The following is an 11,089-nucleotide window of genomic DNA, read 5'->3' on the forward strand; positions in this document are numbered from 1 at the left end:
TGTTTGATCCACGCACAGTTGAACGCGCGCCGGTTTTTGCGCGGCGTCCCTCGTTCGACAGACTGGCATCGGCAACACCAATGAAAGCGCGTATCATACGCGCATGCGTTTGAGTCAATACAAGCCATCGAAAAAAACTGTTTTCTGGTTGCTACTTGGACTGTCGACCCTCAGTCTCATATTGCCTCCGCGAGCCACCGACGGCGCGCGACACGGCACTCAATTACTCGTTCCATTGCAGGATGTGGTCTATTTCCTGACCTACCAGGGCGCTCGATCGATACGACGTGTCAGCGAGCCGGATCGAGAACTTCGCGAATATGTCGTGGCGCTGGAGAATCAAGTCGCATCCCAGGCCGGCCAGATTCTGCAACTCGAGGCGGAAAACGATGAACTCTCAGCACTTCGGACCAAGCGATTTCCGGATGCCCTGCATGCGAACGTCGTTGGACGTGACATCGTCGAATGGCGTGACTCGCTCCTTCTTGAGCGAGGGGCGAACTCGAGCGTGAGTCCGCAGGATTGGGTGGCGTCGCGATTCTTCGTGAATCGCGGCACCGAAAATCGGGTCGACGCCGGCTGCGCGGTGATTTCCCGGGAGATCCTGCTCGGCCGTGTGGAGCAGGTCAGTCCATTTATGTCACGGGTCTGCCTTTTTACAGATGTCGGCAGCGCGCCTTTGCGAGTACAGGTCGGCGGATTCGAAGCCGATCGATTTGTCGCCGTGGAATATCCGTGCAGCGTCAGCGGGCGCGGGCATGGCGAAATGGTAATCCGAAACGTGGACTATCGTTTCATCGATCGGGAAGCCGGACTGCCTGAATCGTCAGATTCCAGCGAAGCGCCGATTCGTCCCGATCGCACACGTGGCATTCGAGTGGGCGACCTCGTTTACAGCGCTCCCGGACAATTGGGACTCCCGGTGCCGATGATCGTCGGGCGTGTCAAGGAAATCGTCGAGGACCCGTCGCGCCGATTGGTAGCGGATGTGGTCGTCGAGCCGCCGATCAAAGTGGACGACATTCGCACCGTGAGTATCATCCCCCTCATCCGGATGGATGTCGCAATGGATTGATGAGAAAGGCTGAAGGTCGCGCGCCACACGCCAAACCCTTCGCGGGTGGGTGGTTCGAACCCCCATCGCAGCGTCACAAATGCCACGGATTATCATGGATCAGGATTTCGAGTCGATAGAGAATGCAGCATTCGGCGATGAAGACGGCGAAAGACGCCCGCGCCGCCCGAAACTGGACATCCTCCATACTGACGAGGATTTTTTTGCAATCGACAAGCCCGCCGGCGTTTTCTTCGAAGGCGGCTTCTTGGATGACTCGAGCGTCGTCGATTTGCTCTCAGCCAGATTCGGCGACGATCCCGCGAAGCTCTTCCCGGTTTATTCCGTCGAACCGGATGTCTCCGGTGTCATGATTGTTGCGCGACGCGAGGCCGTGCGAGATGCGATGATCGATCAGTTTGACGCCGGTACAATGTCGGTCACATTTCTCGCGCTGGTTCGGGGTATGGTGAGATCCGAGTCCGGTACGCTGGATCGTCCGGTGACACTGCCCAAGAGCGGGCGGGTCCGAGTCGCACCTGAGCATGGCCAGCCGGCAAGAACGGATTGGCAAGTTCGGGACAGCTTCATCGGATTTGCGCTGCTTGAATGCCGGCCCCGAACGCGTCTTGAACAACAGGTCCGCGCGCAACTGCACGATGTCGGCTTGCCTCTGGCGGTCGATTCGCTTCATGGCGGGTCATCAAAGCTCATGCTCTCGGCCTTTAAGGCGGGCTATCGCAGGAGCCGCCGTCGCCCGGAGAAGCCATTGATCGAGCGAGCCAGTCTTCATGCCGCAACCGTGGAATTCAAGCATCCCACCACGGGCGCAAGGCTGCACTTCGAAGCGACAATGCCGAAGGATCTTAAGGCGGCGCTGCACCAGTTGGACCGTTTCGGCCGCATCGCCAAATAACACATCAACTAGTACATCGACGGATCAGCAGCTTGGTATCTGAATGCCACACTGATCCGCGACGGCCGTCAGGGTTTGGCCGATGCCGGCATGAATCACCAGGTCAGCGATCTCGTCGAACGGCGTCGGATCTCGATTGATAATTACAAGCCGCGCGCCGTGCTGGCGTGCGATCTGGGGCAATTCCGCCGCTGGATAAACCACCAGGCTCGATCCGATCGCCAACATCAGATCAGCATGCCTCGCGAACTGCCTCGCCTCCATCCAGACGCCGGGCAGCATTTCCTGTCCGAATGACACGGTCATCGACTTGAGCAAACCGCCGCACTCATCACAGCGAAAATCCGTTTCGCCGAGTTCACTCCGGCGCTGAATCACCTCGCAAGGCCATCGCTTGTCGCATTCGATACAGTGGACCTTCATGGCGGTGCCGTGAATTTCCAGAACGCGTCGGCTGCCCGCTCTTTGATGCAGCTCGTCTATATTCTGCGTCACCACGGCGCAAAGTGCGCCACCGGATTCCAGTGCCGCGAGGACGGCATGGCCTGCGTTGGGCTTGGCGGACAGAAACGACGGAACACTGAGCCGCCGCATTTCCCAGTATCGTTGGCGTTCATCCGGATCGGCCAGGAAATCCTGGAAATAGACCGGTGTCGTCTTTGACCAGACGCCACCGGGGCTGCGAAAGTCGGGAATCCCGCTTTCGGTGCTGATGCCGGCGCCGGTGAATGCGACCCCGCGTCGCGCCTCCATTAGCCAGGCCGAGAGAAGTCTGATCGCAGTTGCGTCAACCGACATGCAAACCCTCATCGGAAATCGCCGAACCGAGCGGTTCGCCTAGATATCCTTGGCGACGCGAATGGTCCGAGCCGGAACATCCGCCTCGAGCTCGATTGGGCAGGCAGCTAGTCCCTCCGGCGCAGCTTCCCGGCCTCGACGCTGCTCCGACCGAATAAGGAGACTCGCACCAAACACCATTCCCGCTCCGGCGATCCACTGCCCCGGCGTCAGAACCTCACCAAAGAGATAAATCGAACCAAGACTGCAGAAGAACGGCGAGAGTTGCACGATCGCGGCCGCGACGGCAACGCCCAATCGAGCGATCGCCGCATAATAAAAAATGTGCCCGATTGCGATGCCGATCACAGCCGACAGCACGATCCAGAACGTATTCATCGCGGACAGGTCCAGCACGCAGGCCCCGCGCGTGGGGCTTCGCCAGAACATCAATCCAATCATCACGAGTGCGGTGACCGTCGCAATGGCTGAAAAGGAATCAGTCGGTCGCACACCGCGCATGAAGTATCTGACTGACACCCCATACAATCCAAAGAATCCGCCTGCCGCCGCCGCGAGCAGCATCCCGAATCCGGAGCTGCCGGCGACCGGATGTATGCTGAAAGCCACGGTGCAGATTGAACCGATCACAATGAGGGACAGACCCGACCAGAAAAGCAAGCTCCGTGCCAGGACACGCTCATCCGCAAAGAGCGTGAAGGCGCCGAGTGTCGACGACACGAGCGAGACCCGCAGCAGAAAGGCCGCAAGTCCCGGCTCAATGTAGTAAACCGCAAATCCGAAAAACGTCTGTCCGATGCAATTGAATACCGACGGTACGATCGCCCGCCGCCACAAATGCCAATCGGCGTGCCCTCGACACTGCCGAATGAGAAGATAGGGACACAGTCCGCCCGCACACATGCCGTATCGCCAGCCATTCGCCGACCAGCCATCGATGTAAGGGGCGAGGTGGCGGAGAAACAGGAGAACGCTGGACCATCCGAGCAGCGTCACGACCACGCATGCGACGCCTGCCGGATCGTACTTTCGATTCTGTGAATCCATCCCCTCACTCAAGTGCGAATGTCAAATCAGGGTAACGCGATGAGATTCTATTCGCGGAACGTGGAAAGGCGAGAACACAGCCGCAAGGCGTTGCTATCAGGTAGCTACCGTCTCAGGGCGGCGCGGAACGATCGCTCTCGCGCGGAGATTCGCCGGTCGGTTTCACCTCGGGCGCGGGCTGCATCTCTTTTCCGTTGACATTCGGCCGATTCCGATTTGCAAACCACATTCGAAGAATCGTTTCGGCGAGCTTGCCTCGCGGCGTGTAGTTGTAATCGGCCTTGCCGCCCTCGCTGCGGTCCCACTCCCACCAGATGATGCCGCCGACGCAGGGTTCATCGGTCCATGCCTTCATGAAGGACTGGTACAATCGTGCCTGCTCCTGCCTGCCGCCTTCAGTCGCTTCCTGCTTCGCGTAGTAATTCCAGCCTTCCTTCGCCGCCCCTTCCTGGCTGCACCAGCCGACCTCCGTGAAAAGAATCGGCTTGTTGACCTCTTTCTGAAATGCAAGGATCTCGCGCTTGATGCGGTCCCAGTTTGCGTCGATCTCGCCGATCTCCGGATTTGGACCGTGCGCAAGCTTGTAATAGGTCGTCATTCCGACATAGTCGAGATCGCCCCAGAAACCGATCTTATCTGTCTGATAGTGGTCCCAGTTTGAAGAATAACCCAGCTTGCCGCGAAAGTGTTGACGGATTTCCTGAATCGTCTCGCGCCAACGCGATGTGTAGGCTTCGGCTTTGATCAATTCCGAACCCACCATAAGCACTTCCACATTATGCTTCTCGCACAGATCCGCCCAGTGGACCATGAACTGCCGATAACGACTGAACCACGCATCCCAGTCGTGGCCCGGCGGCGCGATTTTCCCTCGCCATTCGCCGCCGCGCGGGTTCTTCAAAAGGACGATTGGCATGACGATTCGTCGAAGCCCGTGCAGCGCAGCCAGGTCCAGCAGACGGCCGAAATCTTTAGCTGCTGCCGTCCGCTGAGGCGAAAGATGCAGATCAAGCGAACCGGCGTGCGTCTGCCAGCCGTGAACCACGAACAACACCGTGTCCGCCCCAAGTTCGGCAACTTCCGGAATCAGTCGGTGATAGTTTTCGTAAACATCGTCCCCGCCGTGAAGCTGGATGGCCATACCGCGAAATTGACCGTTGGACAGAGGCAACCTGGCGGGAGCCGTTGAAGGTGTCGGTTCGATCACAGCAACCGAATCCGTGCGCGCCGTCCTGCCATCGGCAACCCCGGGTGGCTGCCGATCAGGCAGGTGAGCGACTCGCCATGCCGTGCTGAGGGCCACAACAACGAGGAACATGTTCAGTACGAATCGAGTCATCGCGTTACGAATCTAAACCTGCTGGAATGGCTCGGCAGCGAGCAGTCTGCCGGCCAGCCGATCTTGCGCGGAAGCCGGCGGAAATCGCGCTGTCCGCCTCCGGACATCCGGATATTGGCCGTATTTCATACCACAATCGCGCCGAATCTCAAACGACTCAACGCTCCACGCCCCCGCCGCTTTCGCTAATCCACTCAGGCGGTTGATTGGACGTATGGGCCCATCATTTCGTTCGACATGTCATGGCGAATAACCCGATATCAAAAGCATGGAAATGACTCGCTTTCGCATTGCTTCAACTCTGTTTTTCAGCACCGCTGCGCTTTCAGTGACGGCGTGCGACCGGCCCGCGTCGATCGACGCCAAGAATGGAGGATCAGGCCGCGTTGACGAATCGGTCGTCTCTCCTGCTCCATCGCGCGGACCGGCTGACGTCGCACGGCGTCTGAATACGCTGCACATAACGCGAGATTACGTAGCCATTGCGTCTCATATCGTCGCCGACCGCCGGGATTCGGTCGTCGAGATTCTGCGGGCACTGGATGCGGTACTTGAGGCCGACGCGCGGCTCCGTGATGCTGCGACGAAGCGATTCGGCGGCCCCGAGTACGTCGCATGGAACCTGTCTGTCCTGCAGAACAACCTCGGCGTCTTCTCGAAGGAGACGAATATCCTCAATCAGTCGTTCCAGGGGGATTTTGCGACCGTCACTTTGCAGGAGGGCGACCATCTGCCGCTCGTCCGCGCGCCGTTCAAACAGGTTCAAGGACATTGGTACTATGCGCCGGACATGCCGCCGGCTGCCATGACAGGCGAACTTCGCCGTCTGGCCATGGAGATCGACAACATCCGCCAAGGAGTCGAAAGCGGCTTCGATTATGCAGAGTATCTGGAGTCATTCCCGCGACGGGTCGTGCCTGCGATTCGGCGAATCACGCTGGCGAAGGACGAGCCCGCGCCCCGCGTGACCGCGGCAAATTCAAACGAAGATTGACATTTCGCAGCGGAAATTTCATCAGATTCCAAAGCCACTCCGAGGGGTATTCGGGATCAGCCGGTACGCGATCGTCGGCATAGCTCTGCGGAAGCAGCCGCCCAATCCGGAAATTCGAATTGAAAACCGCCATCCAGCAACCGTCCGGGCACCACGCGCCGACTCTTGAGAATCAACTCTGTCTCGGTGCCCATGAAAATCGCGCCAAGCGACAACATCCATGCGCTTGCCGATAGTGCCAGACCCGCGCCGCACGCTTCTCTCAGGATGCGCATGAATTGCTCGTTTGGAAGCGGATTGGGCGACGCCAGATTGACCGGGCCGTCGATGGTGTCGTGCTCGATGAGCCACATTATCGCCCGCACAAAATCAAATTCATGTATCCACGAAACATACTGCCGACCATCTCCCGCGGTGCCGCCAAGCCCGCGCGTAACCAGAGACAGGAGCGTGTCGAAAATTCCGCCCCGGTCCGGACTCATTGTCATGGCGGAGCGCAGAAGCACGCGACGCGTGCAAGGCGTGTCAGCTTCGTTGCACGCCGTCTCCCAGGCACGGGCGACCTCAATGCTGAATCGCCACGTGTCCGGCACATCCTGTTCGTGGCCACCGATCATTCCGGTTGCCTCATCGTTCGGGGCATCGTGACGATGGGAGTAAATCGTGGCGGTGGACGCCTGAAGCCAGACGCGCGGCGGCTTCTTCGCGTGCGAGATCGCTTCCCCTACCACGCGGGTTGAGTCGACGCGAGACTCCAGGATTGCCCGGCGATTCTCCGAATTGTAGCGACAATTGACGCTGCGGCCGGCCAGATTGATGACCACGTCGGCGCCGTCTATCTCACTCACCCAGAGGCCAAGGGTTCGCCCATCCCACAATTCGCACCGCCATGCGGTCGAACGATCCTCGCGACTTAATACAACCACATCGTGACCGCCGCCGACGAAGGCTCTCGCCAGCATGGTACCTACCTGACCGCTGCCCCCGGGAATCACGATTTTCATGATGACGTCCTTGCAAGGATACCTGTCGAATTTCGACGGATCCCGGCAGGCGGCGTGGATTGGATTCCGGATGAATGAACCCTCAATCGGTGCGTCGCGAGCGACACTCGACCTTGAATGACGCTGGATTCCGTGCCGACGAGGGCACCGTTAAGCGCGCCATCGGCATTGGAACGCACGATCACTCTCATCCGGACAATATGCCTTGCGTTCAGCGATGCAGCGGAAACTGCTTGCACATCTCGAGCACTTCGGCACGAACCATCTCGATCGCGCTCTTTCCGCCCTCCGAAGACAGGACACGATCGATCATGTCGGCAATCCGGGTCATCTCCCCCGGTCCCATTCCGCGTGTCGTCAATGCCGGTGTTCCAAGCCGCAGGCCGCTCGTTTCCATCGGCTTGCGTTCGTCGAATGGGATCATGTTCTTGTTCACCACGATCCCAGCAAGACCAAGCCAGTCCTCCGCCATCTGGCCGGTGACGCTCGGGAACCGCTTACGCAGGTCCAGCAGCATAAGATGGTTGTCCGTTCCGCCGGAGACGAGATTGTGCCCGCGCGACATGAGCGATTCCGCCAGCGCCTTGGCATTGTCCAGGATCCGCTGCTGATAAACTTTGAAATCAGGTTTGAGCGCTTCGCCGAATGCCACTGCCTTGGCGGCGATGATGTGCATGAGGGGGCCGCCCTGCAAGCCCGGGAAGACTGCGCTATCGATCTTCTTGGCCCAATCGCTCTTGCACATGGTCAAACCGCCGCGAGGACCTCGCAGGGTCTTGTGGGTGGTCGTGGTGACGAATTCGCACACGGACACCGGGCTGGGATGCAATCCGGCCGCAACCAGACCCGCAATGTGCGCGATGTCCGCCATAAGCATGGCCTTCACTTCCCGGGCAATTTCCGCAAAGGCGGCCCAATCCCAGATTCGAGGATAGGCCGATGCGCCGGTGATAATCAGCTTCGGTTTGCATTCATTGGCGAGCCGGCGCACCTCGCTCATGTTGATTCGACCGCTTTCGCGTTCGACGCCGTAGTGTGTCACGCGGAACCATTTGCCGGAAATATTCACATTCTTGCCGTGTGAAAGGTGTCCGCCGTGATCCAGGTGCAAAGACAAGATCATGTCACCCGGTGTTCGCGTCGGGACATCCGGCTGTTTTTCGCGCTGTTCGGCTTCATCGAACCTCGATCCCGGATTCATCGCTGCTAAAAGTACCGCTTGATTCGCCTGACTGCCGGAGTGTGGTTGAACGTTTGCATGATCGCAGCCGAAGAGCGCCTTGGCCCGATCGATCGCAAGTTGCTCGACCGTGTCCATGTTTTCGCAACCGCCATAGTATCGCCTGCCGGGATACCCTTCGGCGTACTTGTTGGTGAAGCAGGAACCCGCGGCATGTAAAACCGCCGGGCTGACGTGGTTTTCGGAGGCGATCAACTCAAGCGTGTTCTGCTGGCGATCTTCTTCCCTGACAAATGCCTTCCAGACTTCTGGGTCTTGATTTGCGATGGGATTGTTCTCAGTACGGGACATCGGTGCACCTCTTTTCTCCGGGCGCGGCAGCCTGGTGGCGCTCGCTCGCGGGGCCTTCTGGAGTCCGTTACTTTAGACGCCGTCTGCGGATGCGGCAACGCGGGATTCCGCCCGGTTCCCTCGCAAATGGAGTCGACAAGTCTTTCCCGCACTTAAAGGTCGCAGGATTCGGTGGCCGGGTGCTGGATCTGCTCCGTACCCGCGCGATATGATCGGTTTCAAGTCGTCAATCGAGAGATGGTAGAATCAATGTCGTCAACTTCGCGAATGATTTTTCACCCAGCCACGGAGGCCCGGAAATGCGAAAGAAACTCAAACGAACCGCCCTGTCCACCATCGTCCTGGCTTCGGTGGCCCTGTTCGCGCCGGCTTGCGACACGCTGGATCCGGCACTGGTGGATGCCATTATTCGCTTTCTTGATTCCTTCGGAAACAGCAACGGCAATCATAACTCCAACAACAACAACAACGATAATAACGCAGGCATCGCCGGAGTCGTTTTTACCGTCCATGGGCGGCCGATCGACGGCTACCGAGAGATCAACCTCACCGTGAATAGCGTTGAGTTGATCGGCGATGGTGAGCATGGGGAAATCGAACTCATGCCGCCCGTAAGAATAAACCTGATCAATCCCGACTTTTCTGAGTTTCTTGCCTGTATCTCTGATGCTCCCGTCGGTTCGTTCAACAAACTTCGACTGCGCGTCAGCGAACCGGAGTTTGTCAAGTCCGACGACACAGTCATTGGAACAGAGATGATCCAACTCAACGCCAACGGTAAGATCGACCTGAATACCCAAGGCGATCATTTTGAAATCCTGGACGACGAGAATCAACTCATTGAATTCAAGTTGGGACCGGCAGACAACGCGTTAAAAGTCACGCAGACCGGCAACGACAAGTTCATTCTCCGTACGGAAGTTTTCGTGCGAGCATCGGCCACCATAAGCAAGCCGTTCATCTCGGAGCCGGGTGAAATCATTGAGATTCGTGATGATTCCATCTCCAACAACAACAACAACAACGATGACAGCGACAACAATAACGAGGATAACGACAACCAATCCGATGGTCCGGCCGATCGACGGCTGATCATCCATGCGTCGAACTGCGAATTGGAGGTTGTCATCCTCGATGACACGGAAATCGTGGACAGCGGCGACCAGCCGTTGACGTTCGAGGATCTGCTCGAAGGCGATATCGTCGTGATCGTCGGCGCCTACGACGTCGACGGTGTCATCATTGCGACGAAAGTCGTTCTCCAACTCGATTGATTCGCTCCATAGCGCTGAGGCACGACGCATTCACTCGCGAAGGGCGTCCGATGTGAGAAGTGGGTCGCCGAATCCGCAGCTTTATTTCGCTGCGCTTCTCTGAATGCTCGCCATAGCAGCCCGACAGTCATAACTCATGCTAATATCAGCACTTGCTGGCTCTTGCACGCCAGATTTCCATCGACGCCCTGGCGCATCCGCATGCAACATTCGGCCTGAATACTCGAAAATTCCCCGGCTCGGAACTTAACCCGCGCTCCTTTATGTCCGACCCTTGCATCAGCACCGGGTAAAGGACCTCGGGCTAAAGTCTCATCTCATGAGAGGATTCAGGAATATGACGAACTACGGAAACATCACCAAGGCGACGTATCAGGCGGACATCAAGCGAAAGCAGGCCTTCTTCAACCGATGCAAGCGACGATATGCCGTCGCATGCACCCCGGCCGAGCGCCAGTTCCTCAAGAATGAAGCCACCCGCATCTGCACCGAGCTCAAGCAGTGCTGCAAGGTGTGGAAGAATTGTGGCTGGGGCACCTTCGCCTGGATCACCCGCGGTTACACCACATCCAACTTCAATGCTGTCAAGCCGAGCAATCGCAAGAACATGACCGGTTCGAACTTCGGCAGCAAGACATACGGTCGCTCGATGAACGCGACCCGCAACACGACGGGCCGGACCTACGGCCGCCGCACCAACGGCACGCGCACGAACGTCCGCAACAACAAGGTGCGCTCGAATGCCTCGCGGATGACCTACGTCGCCTGGTAAGCAACCGACGGACTGAATAACTGCTCAGAATCAAGAAGAATCGTTCAAGTCGACGGTTCGGACCGGTTCTGATCGTCAGGAATCGCGCGACCGCGGTGAGAGTGAATAGCTCCTGCCGCGGTCGTGTGCATTGAAGGGGTTACACAGTCGAGTTCACGATTCGACGCGATCGATGCAGTTGCTTTCTCGACGTCTCCAAAATGGCTGCCAGCCAACGCCAAACATTGACCTTCCCCCTGTCTTCAGTCCACCTGTTATGTTAGTCCAGCACTGTCCGAAGCACTCGCCGTGGGCGGGCGCAGCGCAGCGAGGGCACCGAGCGGAGCGGAGCCTGCCCACGGCGGCGCGATGGATTCACCC

General features: G+C 58.2%; 10 protein-coding genes. 5 read left to right on the forward strand and 5 right to left on the reverse strand.

Annotation, left to right across the window (positions count from 1 at the left end; genetic code table 11):
* Positions 1–103: 103 nt before the first annotated feature.
* Both KF841_16725 and KF841_16730 read left to right on the forward strand, forming a co-directional pair.
* The gene (locus KF841_16725; protein MBX3397001.1) at positions 104–1,075 is read left to right on the forward strand and encodes a hypothetical protein; all 972 of its coding nucleotides are present in this window, start codon (positions 104–106) and stop codon (positions 1,073–1,075) included.
* 79 nt (positions 1,076–1,154) lie between these two features.
* Positions 1,155–1,970 carry a hypothetical protein gene (locus KF841_16730; GenBank protein MBX3397002.1) on the forward strand — a complete coding sequence of 272 codons (816 nt, stop codon included), beginning with the start codon at positions 1,155–1,157 and terminating at the stop codon, positions 1,968–1,970.
* A gap of 24 nt (positions 1,971–1,994) precedes the next feature.
* Here KF841_16730 and KF841_16735 read toward each other — a convergent pair whose 3' ends face one another.
* The 3 genes from KF841_16735 to KF841_16745 form a co-directional block, all read right to left on the reverse strand.
* Entirely contained in the window at positions 1,995–2,768 is a 774-nt protein-coding gene (locus KF841_16735; protein MBX3397003.1) for an NAD-dependent deacylase, read from the reverse strand.
* A gap of 39 nt (positions 2,769–2,807) precedes the next feature.
* The gene (locus KF841_16740) at positions 2,808–3,815 is read right to left on the reverse strand and encodes a DMT family transporter (GenBank protein MBX3397004.1); all 1,008 of its coding nucleotides are present in this window, start codon (positions 3,813–3,815) and stop codon (positions 2,808–2,810) included.
* A gap of 112 nt (positions 3,816–3,927) precedes the next feature.
* Entirely contained in the window at positions 3,928–5,154 is a 1,227-nt protein-coding gene (locus KF841_16745) for a hypothetical protein (GenBank protein ID MBX3397005.1), read from the reverse strand.
* Between the two features lie 268 nt (positions 5,155–5,422).
* Between KF841_16745 and KF841_16750 the strand changes: the two genes are divergently transcribed.
* Positions 5,423–6,148, forward strand: coding sequence for a hypothetical protein (locus tag KF841_16750; protein ID MBX3397006.1), 726 nt, complete (start codon positions 5,423–5,425; stop codon positions 6,146–6,148).
* Between the two features lie 56 nt (positions 6,149–6,204).
* Here KF841_16750 and KF841_16755 read toward each other — a convergent pair whose 3' ends face one another.
* Positions 6,205–7,152: a TIGR01777 family oxidoreductase gene (locus tag KF841_16755; GenBank protein ID MBX3397007.1), complete on the reverse strand. Its 948-nt coding sequence runs from the start codon at positions 7,150–7,152 to the stop codon at positions 6,205–6,207.
* A 211-nt stretch (positions 7,153–7,363) separates the two neighbouring features.
* Positions 7,364–8,683, reverse strand: a complete 1,320-nt coding sequence (locus KF841_16760) for a serine hydroxymethyltransferase (protein MBX3397008.1) — start codon at positions 8,681–8,683, stop codon at positions 7,364–7,366.
* A 299-nt stretch (positions 8,684–8,982) separates the two neighbouring features.
* Here KF841_16760 and KF841_16765 point away from each other — a divergent pair, with 299 nt between their 5' ends.
* Together KF841_16765 and KF841_16770 are read left to right on the forward strand one after the other, a co-directional pair.
* Positions 8,983–9,957 (forward strand): hypothetical protein, encoded by a 975-nt coding sequence (locus KF841_16765; protein MBX3397009.1) that lies wholly within the window; start codon positions 8,983–8,985, stop codon positions 9,955–9,957.
* Between the two features lie 337 nt (positions 9,958–10,294).
* Entirely contained in the window at positions 10,295–10,729 is a 435-nt protein-coding gene (locus tag KF841_16770; GenBank protein ID MBX3397010.1) for a hypothetical protein, read from the forward strand.
* The last annotated feature ends 360 nt before the right edge of the window (positions 10,730–11,089 follow it).

The organism is Phycisphaerae bacterium, from assembly GCA_019636475.1.
GTDB lineage: Bacteria > Planctomycetota > Phycisphaerae > UBA1845 > UTPLA1 > JADJRI01.